At 68.3% G+C, this 17,416-nt stretch carries 12 protein-coding genes; 8 read left to right on the top strand and 4 right to left on the bottom strand.

Going from position 1 to position 17,416, the window contains the following annotated elements:
* Positions 1 to 306 precede the first annotated feature (306 nt).
* From recF to dnaA, 4 genes are all read right to left on the bottom strand, one after another.
* Positions 307 to 1,437, bottom strand: a complete 1,131-nt coding sequence (gene recF / locus Ari01nite_RS19475) for a DNA replication/repair protein RecF (protein WP_203782695.1) — start codon at positions 1,435 to 1,437, stop codon at positions 307 to 309.
* Positions 1,438 to 1,465: 28 nt separating this feature from the next.
* A complete protein-coding gene (gnd, locus tag Ari01nite_RS19480) occupies positions 1,466 to 2,338 on the bottom strand; it encodes a phosphogluconate dehydrogenase (NAD(+)-dependent, decarboxylating) (RefSeq protein ID WP_203782696.1) in 873 nt (290 codons plus the stop codon).
* Positions 2,339 to 2,378: 40 nt separating this feature from the next.
* The gene (gene dnaN, locus Ari01nite_RS19485; protein ID WP_203782697.1) at positions 2,379 to 3,512 is read right to left on the bottom strand and encodes a DNA polymerase III subunit beta; all 1,134 of its coding nucleotides are present in this window, start codon (positions 3,510 to 3,512) and stop codon (positions 2,379 to 2,381) included.
* A 1,477-nt stretch (positions 3,513 to 4,989) separates the two neighbouring features.
* Complete coding sequence (dnaA, locus tag Ari01nite_RS19490; RefSeq protein WP_203782698.1) at positions 4,990 to 6,795, bottom strand: chromosomal replication initiator protein DnaA; 1,806 nt, start codon at positions 6,793 to 6,795, stop codon at positions 4,990 to 4,992.
* A gap of 607 nt (positions 6,796 to 7,402) precedes the next feature.
* Between dnaA and rpmH the strand changes: the two genes are divergently transcribed.
* The 8 genes from rpmH (at position 7,403) to Ari01nite_RS19530 (ending at position 15,161) form a co-directional block, all read left to right on the top strand.
* Entirely contained in the window at positions 7,403 to 7,540 is a 138-nt protein-coding gene (gene rpmH, locus Ari01nite_RS19495; RefSeq protein WP_203782699.1) for a 50S ribosomal protein L34, read from the top strand.
* Positions 7,541 to 7,575: 35 nt separating this feature from the next.
* Positions 7,576 to 7,932 carry a ribonuclease P protein component gene (gene rnpA, locus Ari01nite_RS19500; RefSeq protein ID WP_203782700.1) on the top strand — a complete coding sequence of 119 codons (357 nt, stop codon included), beginning with the start codon at positions 7,576 to 7,578 and terminating at the stop codon, positions 7,930 to 7,932.
* A complete protein-coding gene (gene yidD, locus Ari01nite_RS19505) occupies positions 7,929 to 8,186 on the top strand; it encodes a membrane protein insertion efficiency factor YidD (protein WP_203782701.1) in 258 nt (85 codons plus the stop codon). Before rnpA ends, yidD begins: the two co-directional genes overlap by 4 nt.
* Before the next feature lies 1 nt (position 8,187).
* The gene (yidC, locus tag Ari01nite_RS19510) at positions 8,188 to 9,213 is read left to right on the top strand and encodes a membrane protein insertase YidC (protein WP_203782702.1); all 1,026 of its coding nucleotides are present in this window, start codon (positions 8,188 to 8,190) and stop codon (positions 9,211 to 9,213) included.
* Positions 9,214 to 9,334: 121 nt separating this feature from the next.
* Positions 9,335 to 9,907: a Jag family protein gene (locus tag Ari01nite_RS19515; protein ID WP_203782703.1), complete on the top strand. Its 573-nt coding sequence runs from the start codon at positions 9,335 to 9,337 to the stop codon at positions 9,905 to 9,907.
* Between the two features lie 425 nt (positions 9,908 to 10,332).
* Entirely contained in the window at positions 10,333 to 11,082 is a 750-nt protein-coding gene (gene rsmG / locus Ari01nite_RS19520) for a 16S rRNA (guanine(527)-N(7))-methyltransferase RsmG (RefSeq protein WP_438872200.1), read from the top strand.
* A gap of 2,013 nt (positions 11,083 to 13,095) precedes the next feature.
* On the top strand, positions 13,096 to 14,145 hold the full coding sequence (locus Ari01nite_RS19525; RefSeq protein ID WP_203782705.1) for a ParA family protein: 1,050 nt from the start codon (positions 13,096 to 13,098) through the stop codon (positions 14,143 to 14,145).
* On the top strand, positions 14,142 to 15,161 hold the full coding sequence (locus Ari01nite_RS19530) for a ParB/RepB/Spo0J family partition protein (protein WP_203782706.1): 1,020 nt from the start codon (positions 14,142 to 14,144) through the stop codon (positions 15,159 to 15,161). The genes Ari01nite_RS19525 and Ari01nite_RS19530 overlap by 4 nt, the downstream gene beginning before the upstream one ends.
* The last annotated feature ends 2,255 nt before the right edge of the window (positions 15,162 to 17,416 follow it).

A 17,416-nucleotide genomic window follows, 5' to 3' on the forward strand; every position in this document is an offset into this window, starting at 1 on the left:
CCGGCCGACGATCCGGCCTGCGGCCCAACCGGCGTTCCTGCCCGCGATCCTGTCCGCGACCCGGCCGACGATCCTGCCCGCGATCCGGCCGAGTCGGGGCCGGCGGGACCGGACCGGGCCGCATCCGCATCCGCATCCGGACCCGGGCCGGCCGGTTCGTCGGCCGGCGGGACCGTGTCGTACCAGGACCGCGGCCGGCCACCGCCCATCACCACGTCCTCGTCCGGGATGGGGTGTGGATCAGGCTGTGGAAAGTCGCCCTTCGGGAAGAAGCGCTCGGCGGTCGGGTCGTAACGGGGGCGGTCGTCAGGCGGCACGGCTCACCGATCCCAGGGTGACGTCGAAGCGGGCGCCGCGCAGGGTCGGCGGCACGTCCTCGGGGACCGCGCAGGTGACCAGCAGCTGGCCGGCGTCCGAGACGAGGGCCGCGAGGCGGTCGCGGCGGCCGGCGTCGAGCTCGGCGAAGACGTCGTCGAGCACCAGCACCGGCTCGATGCCGTCCGAGCGCAGCAGGTCGTACGCGGCCAGGCGCAGGGCCAGCGCGAACGACCAGGACTCGCCGTGGCTCGCGTACCCCTTGGCCGGAAGCTCGCCCAGCACAAGGGTGAGGTCGTCGCGATGCGGGCCGACCAGGGTGACGCCGCGCTCGATCTCGGCGGTCCGGCGCTCCTGGAGCGCGGCGAGGATGGCCGGTTCGAGGGCGCTGCGGTCGGGGACCAGCGCCTCCCCGAGCGCCGACGCGTACCCGATCGAGGCGGCCGAGCGGCTGGCCGCCACCGCGTCGTAGGCCTTGGTCAGGTGCGGCCCGAGGGCCGCGGCCAGCTCGAGCCGGCCGGCCAGCAGTTCGGCGCCGTGCTGGGCCAGGTGCTGATCCCAGACCGCGAGGGTGGAGAGGTCCTGGCCACGGTTGCCGCCGACCTTGCGGGTCAGGTACGCGGTGCGCAGCAGGGCGTTGCGCTGCTTGATCACCCGGTCGTAGTCGGCACGGACACCGGCGTACCGGGGCTGGCGCGCCACCAGCAGGTCGTCCAGGTAGCGGCGGCGGGCGGACGGGTCGCCGCGGACCAGCTCGAGATCCTCCGGCGCGAACAGGACCATCCGCAGCGCGCCGAGGATCTCCCGGGGCCGGCGCACCGGTGACCGGTTGAGCCGGGCCCGGTTGGCCTTGCCGGGCACGATCTCCAGCTCGACCAGCAGCTCACGTCCTTCGTGGACGATCGCGCACCGGATCACGCCGGCGGCCGCACCGGCCCGGACCAGCGGCGCGTCGGTGGCCACCCGGTGACTGTCCAGTGTGGCCACGTAGCCGAGCGCCTCGATCAGGTTGGTCTTGCCCATCCCGTTCTGCCCGACCAGCACCGACACGCCCGGGTCGAGATCGACCGCCACCCGCTCGTACGAACGGAAGTCGGCCAGCTCGACCCGGCGCACGTACATGTCGATGAATCTCTCTGCCGGGCGGGGCTCAGCTGATAACGGCGTGGCCACCGAACTGCTGGCGCAGTGCGGCGACGGCCTTCATCGCGGGCGAGTCCGGCTGCCGCGACTCGAAACGGGTGAACAGCGAGGCCGCGATGACGTGCAACGGCACCGCCAGGCGGACGGCCTCGTCGACGGTCCACCGGCCCTCGCCGGTGTCCTCGGCGTAGCCCTTGAGCTTGCCCAGCTCGGGGTCGCCGTCGAGCGCCCGGTCTAGCAGGTCGAGCAGCCAGGACTTGACCACGCTGCCCTCCCGCCAGCTCTTGACCGCGCCGGGCACGTTGTCCACGTACTCGGAGGCCTCCAGCAACTCCCAGCCCTCGGCCAGGGCCTGCATCATGCCGTACTCGATGCCGTTGTGCACCATCTTGGTGTAGTGACCGGCGCCGACCGGGCCGGCGTGGACGAAGCCGTACTCGCCGGCCGGCTTGAGCGCGTCGAAGATCGGCTGCGCCCGGGCCACGTCCTTGGCGTCGCCGCCGACCATCAGGGCGTAGCCGTTCTGGCTGCCCCAGATGCCACCGGAGACGCCGCAGTCCAGGTAGCCGATGCCCTTGGTGGCGAGTTTCTCGGCACGGGGGCGGTCGTCGGTGAACTTGGAGTTGCCACCGTCGATGATCAGATCGCCCTCGGACAGGAGCCCGCTCAGCTCGTCGATGGTGCTCTCAGTGATCTCTCCGGCCGGCACCATGGTCCACACCACCCGCGGGGCCGCGAGCTTGCCGACCAGTTCCGCCAGCGAACCTACGTCCCGTTTGGTCGGATCGTGGTCGTAACCGATCACTTCGTGCCCGGCCGAGCGGATGCGTTCGCGCATGTTGCCGCCCATCCGGCCAAGACCGATAAGGCCAAGCTGCATGGTGTCCCCCCTAGATGTGCGTTTCCTCTCCAGCTCAGTATCAGCGCGTCACCCGGATCGGCATGATCAGATAGCGGTAACCGGGCACGATTTCGCCATTTTCGGTTGCGGGGGAGATCACAGCGGGCTTGAACGCGTCGACGAACGACAGCACCGCGTTCGGTGCGCCGAGGTTCTGCAGGCCGTCGATCAGATACTGCGGGTTGAAGCCAATGGTCAGCCCCTCACCGGTGAACGACGCCTCCATGGCCTCACTGGCCCGCGCTTCCTCGGTGCCACCGGCCTCCACCACGAGGCCCTCCTCGCTGAAGCTGAGCAGCACCGGGGTGGTGCGCTCGGCCACCAGGGCGACCCGGCGGACCACCTCGACCAGGGCCGAGACGGCGACCCGGGCCTCGGCGTTGTGGCTGGCCGGGAACAGCGAACGCACCGGCGGGTAGTTGGCGCCGTCGAGCAGGCGGCTGGTGGTGCGCCGGGTGCCGCCGGCGAAGCCGATCATCCCCTCGCCGGCGTTGCCCTGCGACAGGGCGAGCGTCACCGAGCCGCCGAGCGGGCCGAGCGTCTTCGCGGTGTCGTTCAGCGTCTTGGCCGGCACCAGCGCGTTGAGGCTGATCTGCGGGTCGTCCGGGTTCCACTCCATCTCGCGCATGGCGAGCCGGTAGCGGTCGGTGGCCAGCATCGCCATCGACGAGCCGTTGAGCTCGATCCGCACGCCGGTCATCATCGGCAGCGTCTCGTCCCGGCCGGCGGCGATGGCCACCTGGGACACCGCCGCGGCGAAGGCGACCGCGTCGACGGTGCCGGCGCTGGACGGCATCTCCGGCAGGGTCGGGTAGTCCTCCACCGGCATGGTCGGCAGCGTGAACCGCGCGCTGCCGCAGACCAGCTCGAGATGCGCACCGACCGCGGCGATGTCGACCGGCTTGGCCGGCAGCGCCTTGGTGATCTCGGCGAGCAGCCGGCCGGAGACCAGGGCGGCGCCGTCGGCGTCGGCCTGGACCTCGACGGTCACCTGGCTGGACACCTCGTAGTCAAAGCCGGAGACCTCAAGCCGCCCGTCGGTGACGCGCAGCATGACGCCGGCGAGCACCGGCACCGATGGGCGGCTGGGAAGGCTTTTCGCCGTCCAGGCCACGGCGTCGGCGAGTGCGTCTCGCTCCACCCGGAACTTCATGCTGTCCTCCGCGTCGCTTTCTCAGGTCGGGGGCTCAGACCCCCACGAACTTTATTGCGCGCAGCAAGCCCGCGTCTCCCCGGGCTCGGTGCTCTGAGGAGGGGTTCAGAGCCGGCGGCGGCTCATCCACACCTTCCCCAACGCCGTTGATTGCTTTTTGTTGTCTTAGAAAAATCTCTAGTCGTCTTCATCGGGGCTGTGCACAGTGTGGAGAACTCAAGTTAGTGCAGGTCAAAGACTTATCCACCGGTGATTCACATGTGGGCAACCAGGGTACAAACCCCGGTCTGCGTCCACAGTCATCGACCCGACGGCCGTTGTCCACCGTTGTCCACCGGCTTTCCACCGGATATCCACCGGGTTTGTCCCCCGCCCTGTGCATAGCGTCGGAACGCTACCGACTCGTCGTCCCCAGAACCTTCAACAGCTAATCCACACGCGTCCACAGGCCGTGGACAGCGAGCTCACGCTCAGTGTCTGTCCACATCGATTTCCCCAGGACTTGTCCACAACTGTGCAGACCCGGCCGCCGCGCTATCCACCGCTGGGGATAACCCCCTGTGAACTCCTGTGAATTAGTGTGGATAACGTTGGCACGAGACGGTCCCGTTCTGACGTTGACAACTACGGCCGAGCGTGGATCACCCCGACTGTCCCTCTACATCCACAGGCGAGCGCCAGTCGGACGGTTATACACAGGCTGTGGGAAAAGGTATGGAAAACCCCAAAACGGACCACTTTCGAGTGTCCCGGTCTGTGGGCAACGGCCGCTTTGCCCACAGCCACCCACGACCCAAACCCTCACCCCCGGAAACACAGAGCGACCGCCAGCCGTCGCCGGTCAGTCACGCGGTGCGTGGTGATCCATCGGCCACCGGAAGAGGCGGTTCGGCAGGCGTCGCCCGCCTCGGCGATTTGGCAGCGCGCGGGTGGATGGCCGGTCGGCGGTCCGAAGGGCCGGCGGTCTTAGCGGCGATAGAAGGGGCCGGGCGTTCGGCCGTCGGAGAGGGCCGGCGGTGGACGAGCGTTTATGGCGGTGGACGAGCGTTTATAAGGAGCGGGCGGGCGTTCGGCGGTCGGAGAGGGTCCCGGCGCGGAACTCGTGCGAACCCGTGTCGCGGAACCTCTACTTTTGCGCTGACCAGCGCCCGAAGATCCCGCGGCCTCTGAGCGCTGAAATCTCTTCGATAACTACCGGGATGGGTGACGCAACCGGGGGGTTGGCTGGCGGGCCGTGACTGTTCGGCGGGGCTGCCTGGGTGTAAATCGGCGCGACCGGGGCGACCCGGCTTGTGAACTTCGTTGGCGTGCGGGGGCAACCGCACAGATCGCGCAGGCAACCTGGGGTGGGGCGGGTGCGGGCGGCGGCTGTGGCGGGCAGGACAGCCCGGTGGTGGACGCGGAGAGTTCGCACCTACGGCCCGGCCCCCGAGGCGGGGCGGGGTCGATGGGGGGTGACGGTGCCGGCGCGTACCTCTTAGGTGTTTTGTTTGATGCGGTTTGTCAGTTCGGCGATCTGGTTGTAGAGGGAGCGCCGCTCGGCCATGTGCTGACGGATTTTGCGGTCGGCGTGCATGACTGTGGTGTGGTCGCGGCCGCCGAAAGCCTGGCCGATTCGGGGCAGCGAAAGGTCGGTCAGTTCGCGGCACAGGTACATGGCTACCTGGCGGGCGTTGACCAGGACCCGGCTGCGGGAATGGCCGCGGAGGTCTTCGAGACTGACGCCGAAATAGTCGGCGGTGGAGACCATGATCTGGTCGGCGGTGATTTCGGGGCCGGCGCCGTCGGGCATGAAGTCGCGGAGGACCTCTTCGGCCAGGGAGAGTTGCACCGGTGAGCGGGTGAGGCTGGCGAAAGCGGTGACCCGGATGAGGGCACCTTCGAGTTCGCGGATGGAGTTGGAGACCCGGCTCGCGATGAATTCGAGGACGTCGTCGGGGGCGTACATGCGTTCCTGCGCGGCCTTCTTCTGCAGGATCGCGATGCGGGTTTCGAGGTCGGGGGGCTGGATGTCGGCCAGCAGGCCCCACTCGAACCGGGTGCGCATGCGGTCTTCCAAAGTGGCCAGTTGGCGCGGGGAACGGTCCGAGCTGATGACGATCTGCTTGTTGGCGTTGTGCAGCGTGTTGAAGGTGTGGAAGAACTCCTCCTGGGTGCGCTCGCGATTTTCCAGGAACTGGATGTCGTCGATCAGCAGAATGTCGACGTCACGGTAGCGCCGCTGGAACGCCTGAGTTTTGTCGTCGCGCAGGCTGTTGATGAAGTCGTTGGTGAATTCCTCGGTCGAGACGTAACGAACCGCGCGGGCGTGACCGAGAGTGGTGGCGTAATGACCGATCGCGTGCAGCAGGTGGGTCTTGCCGAGACCAGAACTGCCGTAGATGAACAGCGGGTTGTACGCCTTGGCTGGTGACTCGGCGACGGCTACCGAGGCGGCGTGTGCGAAACGGTTGGACGAGCCGATGACGAACGTCTCGAACATGTATTTCGGATTGAGCCGGTTGCCGTCGTTGGTGCCGCGCGGATTGCTCGCCGGGCGAATGTCCATCGGCGCGCGGCCGGGGCCGTTGTCACCGCGCATCTGCATCGGGCGGTCGTCGCCGAGCAGGGTGGGCCGGTCGTCTGGGCGGCGCTGGTTGTCCCGCAGGTGGGTGGGGTCGGCGGCCATCCGGTGCATCGGCGCGTCGTTGTCGGCCGGCCGGTCGGTCGGCGGGGGTGTGATGTGGCCCATCGGCGACTGCGGTGCCTGCGGCATCGGCCCGGCGGGATGAGGAGGAGCCTGCGCCTGCGGCGCCGAACTCCTCGGCTCGGCGAAGAGGGCCTCCTGCCCGCCGCGGGCTGTCGGCACATTCCGGTACGCGGCCGGGGGCGGATTGGGGTTGGCATACGGGTCCCGGTCGTAGGACTGGTCGGGACGGCGCGACTCGGGCTCGGCATAGTGCCGGGGCTGCGGCTCGGCGAGCGTCTCGTCCGGCTTTTCCACCGGGGTGCCGTAGACGGTGCCGGGCAGGCCGGTGCCGTCCTCCGGCGGCTTCACCGTGACGGCGACCTGTATCGGCCGGTTGAGCCGGCGGCTGAGCGCCTCGGTGATCGCCGGGCGCAGCCGGGACTCGAGCACGTCGCGGGTGAACGCGTCCGGCACGGCCAGCAGCGCGGTGTCCTCGACGATGGCGCGCAGCTTGGTCAGCTGCAAGTAGGCACGCTGCTGCGGCGACGAGATCTCGTCGGCCAGCTCTTCGAGCGTGGCCTTCCACACGTCGCTCAGGTCAGCCTGATCGGCCACCGCCGCGCCACCCCCATCGCCACCGACCCCCGGTGGACCTTGTCCGGCTTGTCGCCATATGGCCGCCGCCGCCTTGCCAGGCACCGACGGTCCCCCCAATCCAGCACCACATTTAACGTGCTGAACACGCTCGGCGCCACCGGTTGTCCACAGGTTATCCACAACCTGTGCACTCGCCAGCGGTCGCTCCCCGGCCGGACGGTCGGCAGACTTCCCGGAGCCTGAACGGCGCGGTTGGACAGGCTCACCGTGGCGAACGATTCACCTGCTTGTCCGGTTTTGGTCCGGTATGTCGTGGTATGCACGGAGCGCTGATGACCAGCAAACGGGCACGCTAACAGCGACGTCGCCGAAGCTACAACTGTCCCACCGAGCGACAGGCGCCCGACGGCGGGAAAAGATTCACTACCCGCGCAGAAAGACGAGCTGAAGAGCGGTAGTGATCTTCCTGTCGGCGTGCCGACGCAGGATATAGTTGACCGGCATCGCCGCCCTCCGTAGGGTCGAGCGGTTGCTCCGCCGCGTTCTGATAAGGTGGCGTCTTGCAGCCCGATGCCCCCTGGACGTTGTCCTTCACAGACGTCGTACTTGAAGACGGAGTTTTGACGTGAGCAAGCGCACCTACCAGCCGAACAACCGCCGGCGTGCCAAGACCCACGGCTTCCGGCTGCGGATGCGCACCCGGGCCGGCCGCGCCATCATCGCCAACCGCCGCGGCAAGGGTCGCGACAAGCTGTCGGCCTGAGCCGGCGGCTGTCGGGCCAGAATGCCCAGGTAGTCGTGCTGTCCGCAGCGCAGCGTGTGCGGCGTAGCGCGGACTTCGCCGCCACCATTCGCGGCGGCCGGCGAGCCGGTCGGGGGACGGTCGTCGTTCATATGCTTCTCGAGGAGCCGGTGCAAGCCTCCACGGCGCGCGCCGGCTTCGTCGTGTCCAAGGCGGTCGGCAACGCGGTGGTCCGTAACCGGGTCCGCCGCCGGCTCCGGCACCTGGTCCGGCCCCACCTGGACGACCTGCCCGGCGGGACGTTGCTGGTGGTCCGGGCGCTGCCACCGGCGGCCGAGGCGTCCTACGAGACGCTCGGCACTGACCTGGCGTCGGCCCTCACGGCGGCGCGTCGACCCCGGCGGCCACGATGAGCGTCCTCGCCCGCGTGCTGGGCGCGATGGTCGTCGCGTACCGTCGTTATGTGAGTCCGGCGCTGCCGGCCCGCTGTCGGTTCTATCCCTCGTGCAGCGCGTACGCCCAGGAGGCATTGGTGCGGCACGGTGCCGTGCGAGGGACAGGTCTGACGGTCTGGCGGCTCCTACGCTGCCACCCCTTCCACCCTGGCGGGTACGACCCGGTGCCTGATCCAAACCGTCACCGTCCTGCCGATGTGACTGGAGCATGAATTGAGCCTCGACTGGATCTACTTCGCCATCTCGTGGATCCTCCTGCGCTGGCACGCCCTGTGGGACATGATCGGCATCCCGGACGACGCGGTGCTCGGCACCAACTGGTCCTGGGTCCTCGCCATCGTCTTCCTGGTGGTGACGGTCCGCGTCATCCTGTTCCCGGTCTTCGTCAAGCAGATCAAGAGCCAGCGCGCCATGCAGGCGTTGCAGCCCAAGGTCAAGGCCCTGCAGGAGAAGCACAAGGGTGACCGGGAGACGCTCCAGAAAGAAATGATGGAGCTCTACAAGACCGAGAAGGCCAACCCGCTGATGGGCTGCCTTCCGATGTTCTTGCAGATCCCCGTCTTCCTCGGCCTGTTCCACGTGCTGCGCCGGCTGAACCCGGACAACCAGCTGACGACGCTGTACGGCTGGACCGCCGAGCAGTTCAAGGACGCGACGCACGCCACCCTGTTCACCGCGCCGATCGCGTCGAAGTTCGGCTCCAGCGCCGCCGAGCTCGCCGCCCTCGAGGCGAACAGCACGACCGTCAAGATCATTGCCGGACTGCTGGTGCTGATCATGATGGCGACCACCTATGCCACCAGCCGGCAGATGATCCTCAAGACCGGCTGGGCCGAGGACCCGCAGCAAAAGATGATTCAAAGGCTGATGCTGTACGGCATCCCGCTGTCGCTGCTCGTGTCGGGTGCCCTGTTCCCGATCGGTGTGATCATCTACTGGGTCACCAACAACCTCTTCACCCTGGCGCAGCAGCAGTGGGTGCTGCGCAAGTTCCCGCCGCCGCCGATGGCCGGTGGCAAGGCCGGCAGCTCGGCCCGGCCGGCCGCCGGTGCCAAGGCGGGGTCGAACGCCTCGAAGAACCCGGTCCAGCCGGGCCGCAGCGGTGGCCTGTTCGGCCGCAAGGCGCAGCCCGAGCCGGAGAAGCCGGTGGTCGACACCAAGGCCCTCGCGCCGCGGCCCGGTGCCAAACCGGTGAATCCGAAGAAGGGCACCCGGCCGGCCAACAAACCCAAGGGATGATCGCGGCTCGGGCGTCAGTCGGCGCCCGAGCGCACCCCTTGCACAAACCTGCCCGCGGGTGCCGCCGCGGGAAACATCGGACCGAGCAGGGTCCGGCCCGAGTGAGTACGGAGATGAGCCCGTGACCGACACCAGCACTCCCGATTCTTCGGTCTCCGCCGCAACCTCGTCCGAGGCTCCGGCCCCGGACGAGACGGCCGAGGAGACCAAGAAGTCGGAGACCGTCACCTCGGAGGGTGACCTCTTCCGGCAGAGCGAGATCGCTGCCGACTACGTCGAGGGGCTGCTGGACATCCTCGACTACGACGGCGACATCGACGAACTCGTGTCGGCCGGCCGGCCAATGGTGGAGGTGGTCGGCGGCCGGCTCCAGCCGCTCGTCGGCCAGCGCGGCGCCACCCTGGAGGCGCTGCAGGAACTCACCCGGCTGGCGATCTTCCGGGCCACCGGTTCGCCGAGCCGGCTGCTGCTCGACATCGGCGGGTACCGCGCGGCCCGCCGCAAGGAACTGGCGGCGGTAGCCCGCAACGCTGTGGAAAAGGTGAAGGAGCACGGCGACCCGGTCCGGCTCGAGGCGATGTCGGCGTTCGAGCGCAAGTGCGTGCACGACGTGGTCAACGCGATCACCGGCGTGCAGAGCGAGTCCGAGGGCGTCGAGCCCAACCGCCGGATCGTGGTACGAGCGGCTGACTGACGATGACTGACCCACGCTCCGGCGCGGGTGACCTCGGCCCGGGCGACTCGCCCGGGCCGTCGTCATTCGGGGGGCGCCGAGGGCGGCGCCCGATCGCATTCCCCGGCCGTACGTCGTCTCGGCGGACCCGCGGTTCGGAGGGAGCTTCGGAGTCCTCCGCGCCTTCGGCTCCGGGTCCGGCGGCGGCTCCAGTTCCCGCGGCTCCGATGTCGCCGGCTGCCGAGACTGCGGCTTCAGGCTCCGCGGATCCTGTGCCTCCGGCTTCGGCCTCCGCGGCTTCCTTGTCCTCGACTCCCACCTCTGCGGCTTCGGAGTTTCCGGCTCCCGGCTCTGCCTTCCCGTCGGTGTCCGCTTCCTCGCACTCCACCTCTTGGGCTTCCCTATCCCCAGTCTTTGTGTCCTCGGCCTTGGGGATTGACGGGCTCCTGCCTTCCGCGGAGGTAGCGGCGGCGGCGGAGCGGGTCTTTGGGGAGCGGGTGGGGCTGGCGGCGGAGTATGCGCGCCTGTTGTCCACCGACGGTGTAGTGCGCGGACTGATCGGACCGCGGGAGACGCCGCGCATCTGGGAGCGGCATCTGGTTAATTGTGCCGTTCTGGGCGAGATCATCCCTATCGGCGCTTCGGTCGTTGACGTGGGGTCTGGTGCCGGTTTGCCCGGTATCGTGCTGGCTGTGGCCCGGCCGGATCTCAGCATCACCCTGGTCGAGCCGCTGGCACGACGAACCGCCTTCCTGTCGGAGACGGTGACCGCTCTCGGCCTCGAGTCGACCGTCACGGTCGTTCGGGGCCGCGCCGAGGACGTCGTCGACGGACCCCCCGCCGGCGCCGACGTCGTCACTGCGCGGGCGGTCGCCCCGCTCGACCGGTTGGCCGGCTGGTGCCTCCCGCTGGCCCGCACCGGCGGCCGGCTGCTGGCGCTCAAGGGCGCCTCGGCCGCCGACGAGATCGCGGAACACCGGGCGGTCGTCGCCGGCCTGGGCGGGGCGGATCCGGTCGTCCGGCTCTGCGGAACCGACCTGATCGACCCGCCCGCGACGGTCGTGGAGATCGTCAAGGAGCGGGACTTCGTGCCATCACGGCCGAAGCCGTCCAGCCGGGCGGCCGGCCCGAAGCGCGACGCGGCCGGAAAGTCCGGCGGGCGCGGCTCCGGGCGAGGGAGAACGCGGAGGGGATAGATGGCCAGGCGGGGCGCGCGGAAGAGAAACGTCAGGAACCGACGTCCCGATCAGGTCTCTACCGGGTCCGCGGGCGCTGTGGATGATTACGGCGCTCCCGGGCCTGAGTGTGACCCCGGTGCGGCACAGCCTCACGTGGGCCGGGCTCTTCGCCGGGATGACGCGGTCGATCGACCGGGTCATGCATCCGAGGACCGCGGTCTGGCGGCGGCTCGGTTGCGAACAGTTGCGCCGAGCCCCGAGTCTGGTGCTTCCGGTCTCGCGGCGGTTGCTCCAGCGGGCACGGAGTCCCTTGGGCAGACGTCGTCCGGTCGGCAGCGGGTCGCGGGTCAGACCGGTCTAGCTACCGGCGGCGGGCCTGATGCCCGGTCAAGCAGCGAGCCTGCCGGCGATGGGCCGGCAGAATCCGCCGCCAAGCAGATGGACGGAGCGCCGCGGCGGCCGGGTGAGGCCTTGCTACCGCTCGCTACGGGATGCGGGGCTGCTGCAACCGACGCATCCGATGCGTGTCCGGCCGGATCGAAAAGTTCAGTGATCGACCAGCCGCCGTTGCGCGGTTCGCAGTCGGCGCTCGACGGCATTTCGAATGCTGTGGATGCGGGATCGCCAGGGGTTGAGGGGCGGGCTGTGTCCAGCTGCGGGGACGGTGAGACCGCGGTGGAATTGACGGCTGGGGATGACTCTGCCGTCCCGGCTTCGCGGGTCGGAAAGGCCGGGCTGGTTCAGCCACCTTCTGGCGATGGAACAGCTGGGACGACGGCTGGATTTGATCGGCCTGCGGCGACTGGGCTTGCCCTGAACGGCGAAGGGGTCGGGCTGGGGGTGGGTTCCAGTCAGGCTGGGGCGGGATCCCTGCCGGCTTCATGTGACGGAGCGGGTCGGGCGGGGGCTGGCGACGGCCCGGACCGGGTTTGTGGGGATCGGGACGGTGGGGCTTCGGACGGGCCTGGTGAGCACGGGCAGACCGGTCTGGGTGGGGCGAACCGCGGTCGGTTTCGGGAGTCGCGGGGGCGATCGGGGGGCGGGAATCAGCGGGGAGGTCGGTTTGGGGGCGGGAACTCGGCGGCAAACGGCGGGCCGCCGGTTGGGGGGTCGGGGGCTACCGGGTTTGTACTTCCGCTGGCTCGGGGGGCTTCGGCCGGGGACTGGGTGACCATTCGGTGGGACGGTGCGGTTGAGGCGGTGGAGAGCGTTCCGGAGCAGGGTGGGGCGCTGGGGGTGGAATCCGTTGCTGGGGGGTCGGGCGGGCGCAACCCGGGGGAACGGATCGACGTTGTTGAAGTGACGGGGGTCTTCGGGCGGCCAGTTGCGGCGGAGCGGGGGCGGGGTGGGGTTGCGACGTTGTCCGTGGACGCTGAGGTTCGCATCGGGCGGCCGGTAGTTGCTCAACAGGCGGGAGCTGCCGGGGATGGGGAATCAACGGCCTGGTCGCGTACGGCAAAGAATGCGACAAAGCCGGACTCGCCCCCCTCGCCTGTGGATAACGCTGAGGCCGCGGGGGCTTTTGGGAGCATTGATGGGGAATGGGGGTCGGAAGGCCTGAGTGGCGAGCGTGCTGCGTTGCGGCTGGTGCCGGGCATGATGGTCTTCGCGGTGCCGCCTGTGGATGATCCGTCTACGTTGCACTCGCCTCAACAGGCGGATGGCCATGGCGGGGCTCGCCCGACGGTCGTAGGCTGGCCGGGCGTCGCTAGTGTGGACCGGTCTTCTGCCGCCGGAACGCACGTGTCGCCTACCGACCCGTTCCTCACCAACAGGGATAAAACGGTGCATCAGTACGGTGTTTCACGTGAAACCGAGTCGTCTCTTGGGCCTGGCTGGCCGTCGGGAACAAGCGTCGGCGGGTCCAGTGGCGGGTTCTCCACCGATTCGGGCGTGCCAGCTCCGCGTGCGGGCGGCGGATATCAGCCTCCGGAAGCCTCGGCGGGGCAGGTTTATGGCACGCCGGCCCAGCCGCCGAACTCCGACGAGCCGCGCCGACCCGCGCCCGCGCCACGGTCGGCCCCGCCCGCGATGGGTGAGCCGGTGCCGGTTTCCGCTGCTCCGGCATCTTCCGCGCCCGCACCCACCTCCGGGGCGCCCGCACCCACCTCCGGGGCGCCGGTACCACCTCCGGGTCCGTCATTCGGACCGGCGAGTCCTTCTTTCCACGCTGACGAGCATGTTTCACGTGAAACGCCGGGTCAGGATGAAGACGATCCGCCGCTAGCCATGGAAGCGTTGCGAGCTGTGCAGATCCTCAACCCGAGCGGCGAGATCACCATGCCGCGTCCGGACCACCCGAGGGTGCTCTGCGTCGCGAACCAGAAGGGCGGCGTCGGTAAGACGACAACAACCGTGAACCTCGCGGTCGCCCTGGCGCTGCATGGCAACCGGGTTCTCGTCGTCGACCTCGACCCGCAGGGCAACGCCTCCACCGGTCTCAACGTGCCCCACCACGCCGGCGTGCCGGATGTTTACGACTGCCTGATCGACAATGTGCCGCTGTCCGAGGTGGCGCAGGCGGTCGAGGGCATTCCGAACCTGTGGTGTGTGCCGGCCACGATCGACCTCGCCGGTGCGGAGATCGAGTTGGTCTCGGTGGTTGCTCGCGAGTCGCGACTGGCTCGGGCGATCGCTGCGCACCCGGAGAAGTTCGACTACGTCTTCATCGACTGCCCGCCGTCGCTCGGCCTTCTCACGGTCAACGCGCTCTGTGCGGCGCAGGAGGTACTTATTCCGATCCAGTGCGAGTACTACGCGCTCGAGGGTCTGAATCAGCTGATCAACAACATCAATCTGGTACGCCAGCACCTCAACCCCACGCTCGACGTCTCCACCATTCTTTTGACCATGTACGACCGGCGCACTCGGCTGGCGGACGCGGTGGAGCAGGACGTGCGGAACCACTTCGGAAGCAAGGTGCTGAACGCCGTTATCCCGCGGAATGTTCGGGTGTCGGAGGCTCCGAGTTACGGACAATCAGTGATGACCTACGATCCGGGTTCTAGAGGCGCAACCAGCTACTTCGAGGCCGCCCTGGAGATCGCGATGCGTGGCGTCAACACGGGAGGCACGGCATGAAGAACCGTCCACGGGGCGGCCTGGGCCGCGGCCTGGGCGCACTGATCCCCACGGCTCCGGCCGTCGATCCCTCCCCGCCGGTGGCGCCTTCGCCGGCACCGATTCCGCCGCCTGCTGCGCCGCCGTTCGATGAGGTTCCGGTCACTCCGCCGGCTCCCGCTCCGGCCGCTGACGATCTGGCGCCGGTGCCGGGTGCGCGGTTTGCCGAGCTGCCGGTCACCGCGATCGAGCCGAACGCGAAGCAGCCGCGGCACGTTTTCGACGAGGAAGCGCTCGAGGAGCTGAAGACCTCGATCAACGAGGTCGGGTTCCTGCAGCCCATCGTCGTGCGCGACCTTGGCGACAGCCGGTACGAGCTGGTCATGGGCGAGCGGCGGTGGCGTGCCGCGCAGGCCATCGGGCGCGAGACGATTCCGGCGATCATCCGGGAGACCCGCGACGATGCGATGCTGCGGGACGCGCTGCTGGAGAACATCCACCGGGCCAACCTGAACCCGCTGGAAGAAGCGGCCGCGTACCAGCAGTTGCTTGAGGAGTTCGGCGCCACGCACGAGGAGTTGGCGCGGCGGATCGGGCGCAGCCGGCCGCAGATCTCCAACACGATCCGTTTGCTGAATCTGCCGGCGCCGGTGCAGCGGCGAGTGGCGGCCGGGGTGCTTTCGGCCGGGCATGCGCGGGCTTTGCTGGGCCTGGACGACGGCGAGGCCCAGGAGAAGTTGGCGCTGCGGATCGTTGCCGAGGGTCTGTCGGTCCGGGCGACTGAGGAGCTGGTTTCGCTGGCGATCTCGGAGGGGCCGGCCAAGAAGGCGGCGCCCACTCGGCGGGCGAAGGTGCATGCGCCGGCGCTGAACGAGTTGGCTGAGCGGTTGTCGGATCGCTTCGACACCCGGGTGAAGGTCGACATAGGGCGTAACAAGGGCAAGATCACCATAGAGTTCGCGACGGTGGATGATCTGGAGCGGATCGTGGGGATGATCGGGGTGGACGAGGAAGGCTCCGGCGGCAGCGAGGACTGACGTCCGGGGGTTGGATCAAGGCACGCGACTGGGTCGCGTGCCTTTGTCATTTCTGGGTTGGGGGCCGCTTTCATACGTCTGATTTGGTCCCCAACGGAGATTTCGATGATCCAGAAATCCCAGGAGAATCGCTCTGACAGAACCGAAATGGGGAGCGTTTCCGGGTCTGAGCCTCGCCCTGATCAATCCTACGTTGGTACATTATGCTGTACATGTACCCGAGTCCTTCTGTGTGGGCCCGGACGGCGTGGACGATCTTGGTCGATGGCCTGGCTGATTCACTGGCGCATAGCCACAATTCGCTGATCGCCATACTCTCACTGTGGTCGACCGTTGAGGATTTGGAGGGTATTGGCCCGTCCGAGTCTTCGAAGCGCCAACTTAACACTCCGCTGAAAGACTCGGGGTCCAGTGGCTTTGGGTGGGCACGGCTTGCGTAACGAACGAACTCATGTTGCGTCTGTGCTTGGGGTTGCAGCGCGGTGTTTGACCGACCTACCAGATCGTGCTGGCCGCCGTGCACTGAGACCGCGCGTTCGAATCCGTCGGTCTAGGTCATGGTCCGATCGTTGCCGACGTCGGCATTTCGAAGGTCGAGCTCGCTCCCAGCTCCAGGCGGTGCGATGACTTGGGCGTGAACATGCCCACGTCTGCCGCGGGCGAGGGGGTGTCGGGCCTTCGGCTGAGTGAAGCCTGGTTCGTGCGGATCGATCTAGGGCTCCTCAAACTGCCTGTGCGGTTCTGCCGCGTCTCCTCGTTTCACGTGAAACGAAAGGGTCGCGGGAACCGCGTGATCCGGATCTTCCTCGACTGTGCACGGTGCAATCCGTTGGTTGATGCAAGGGCTGGCGCATCACTGGACCGGATCATCATCTGTGAGCAAGTAAAACGGCCGCCCCACGATGCCCGGCTCGAGCCTACGGAATATTGCGGCCCTCTCATGACCGTCAGATTCGAGGTGGCAACGCGGACTAGCTCGATACGAAAGGCTTCCAAGGCCTACCAACTGACCGCACAATGCGGAGCCACGTGAAGCGACCCGTTCGCACCGCCGCCGGATTTCCGCCTTGTATGGGTGCCGCTGGCGGTTCGGGTTAGCTGCACCGCGGGCTGCCACCGAGGACTCGGGACCAGAGACCCAAGCGACCAACAATCAGCTTCGCACGAGAGAAGTTGAAGCAGTCCAAGGTTGCACCCCACGGGCCGGGCCACGAGAGCCTGGACCCCAGCCCTGCGGAATGAACGGCCCGAACCACGCCGCCGGTCCAAGAGAGCGGATCGCCACCGACGCCGGCCACGGGTCGGCTTGGTAACGAGTCATTCAGACCTAGGCTGCCTACTGAAACCCACGGGGTAGCAATCCCGATCGAGGGCAAGACCTCGACGCCTCCGAGGGCTCAACGTCAGCAACCCGGCGATTCTGTGCCCTTCCTTGGCGCCGAGACTAAGGTCCGGCGTCCATCTTCGGAACAGCTAGGCCGGCGATCAGCTCACCGCCAGCGCGCCAACTGCACCGCCGAGTTCAGCCCTCCGCCAGTTCGAGTCAGGGGCATGCGGCTGTTTCACGTGAAACGAAGGGTCGACGATGGTCTTCCTACTCCCCTCGGCCCAACGACAGGCATTGGACCGGGGCGGGCGCCGCCTTCCATTCCCGTGGTGGTGCCCGCGTGGTGGTGCCCGCGTGGTGGTGCCCGCGTGGTGGTGCCCGCGTGGTGGTGCCCGCGTGGCGGTGCCCGCGTGGCGGTGCCCGCGTGGCGGTGCTGTCGACGCGATTTCGAGAGATGGGGCGACCTAGCGTCTATGAGGCTGGTTCCACGTGAAACCTGATTTGGCCAGCGGGCCGCTGCCAAGCGGAAGTTTGGCGGGACCCGCGTTGCGCGGGCAGCCTGACCCTCTACCGAGGATCGGCACGTTGGCGACCCTGGGCTCTTCGAGGAAGGTGGACAGGGTGTCGAGACTGCAAGCCTCCAGAAGGTTCCTCACGCGATCTAGCGAGGCCGGTGCCTGACCCGAACGGCTGAGGATTCCCTCCAGGAAAGGAGACTCTGGGCCGGGCACCCGCATGACGCCGACAGTCCTTGGCGGGCCGTGCGGTCCCGGGGCATCCGCCTACTTCACCGGGTGCCTTGTTTCACGTGAAACGCTGGCATCTAGAATCCGTCGGAGCCGGGAGCCGGGAGCCGGGAGCCGGGAGCCGGGAGCCGGGAGCCGGGAGCCGGGAGCCGGGAGCCGGGAGCCGGGAGCCGGGAGCCGGG

The sequence above is a fragment of the Paractinoplanes rishiriensis genome, from assembly GCF_016862375.1.
GTDB lineage: Bacteria > Actinomycetota > Actinomycetes > Mycobacteriales > Micromonosporaceae > Actinoplanes > Actinoplanes rishiriensis.

Coding starts and splice junctions, on each gene's coding strand:
- recF (WP_203782695.1), bottom strand. CDS start 1,437: ATGTACGTGCGCCGGGTCGAGCTGGCCGACTTCCGTTCGTACGAGCGG.
- gnd (WP_203782696.1), bottom strand. CDS start 2,338: ATGCAGCTTGGCCTTATCGGTCTTGGCCGGATGGGCGGCAACATGCGC.
- dnaN (WP_203782697.1), bottom strand. CDS start 3,512: ATGAAGTTCCGGGTGGAGCGAGACGCACTCGCCGACGCCGTGGCCTGG.
- yidD (WP_203782701.1), top strand. CDS start 7,929: ATGAGCGTCCTCGCCCGCGTGCTGGGCGCGATGGTCGTCGCGTACCGT.
- Ari01nite_RS19525 (WP_203782705.1), top strand. CDS start 13,096: ATGGGTGAGCCGGTGCCGGTTTCCGCTGCTCCGGCATCTTCCGCGCCC.
- Ari01nite_RS19530 (WP_203782706.1), top strand. CDS start 14,142: ATGAAGAACCGTCCACGGGGCGGCCTGGGCCGCGGCCTGGGCGCACTG.